Here is a 652-nt window from a genome sequence, read left to right as displayed (position 1 = left end):
TCAGCGGGCGGTGCCGGTGCGCTGGACGCCGGTGAAGGTGAGGGCGAAGGCGCTGGTCTGGCCCTGGAAGGTGTTGTCGGCGGTGGTGGGCAGGGAGATCGTGTAGGCGATGTGGTCGGTGGCGTGGGCGGCCAGGGAGGCGGCGCCGGTGAGGGCGACGTCGGCGGTGACGGGGCCGGAGCCCAGGAGCTTCTCGCCGCTGGCGCAGGTGTAGGTGTTGCCGGACTGGACCCAGGCGACGGCGCAGGAGCGGACGCTCTTCTGCAGGCCGTTGGCGGCGTCGGTGGTCAGGATGCTGGCCTTGGTGACGCTGGCGCCCATGGTGATGCTGGCGAAGGGCAGGTTGCCGTCGTTGTAGAGGGTGACGGCGCGGGTGATGCTGTCGCCGGGGACGAAGCCGGAGACGCTGAGCGGCAGGGTGCCGACCTGGGTGGCGCTGATGGAGAGGGTGCCGCTGTCGATGGTGGCGTTGACCGGGGTGGAGCTGTCGGTGAAGGTGCCGAAGGTGCCGAGGCCGGCGACGGCGGCGGCGGCGCCGATGACGCCGAGGGAGCCGACGATCTTGCGGGCGGTGGAGCTGGAAGCGGTGGCGGTGGTGCTCATGTCCTGTGTCTCCTGTGTCCGTGGGTGGCACCGGCGCTTCCGGTGACAC

1 protein-coding gene is annotated in these 652 nt (G+C 71.3%); it reads right to left on the bottom strand.

The annotated features are described in order from the left end of the window. On the bottom strand, nt 1-603 hold the full coding sequence (locus GCU60_RS19710) for a TasA family protein (protein ID WP_163208345.1): 603 nt from the start codon (nt 601-603) through the stop codon (nt 1-3). Nucleotides 604-652: the final 49 nt, after the last annotated feature.

The sequence above is a fragment of the Blastococcus saxobsidens genome (assembly GCF_010682065.1).
Lineage (GTDB): Bacteria > Actinomycetota > Actinomycetes > Mycobacteriales > Geodermatophilaceae > Blastococcus > Blastococcus saxobsidens_B.
This window is presented reverse-complemented; position numbering and strand designations above follow the sequence as displayed.

Bases quoted from the DNA above. Each gene is read 5' to 3' on its own strand.
- GCU60_RS19710 (WP_163208345.1), bottom strand. From the start codon at position 603: ATGAGCACCACCGCCACCGCTTCCAGCTCCACCGCCCGCAAGATCGTC.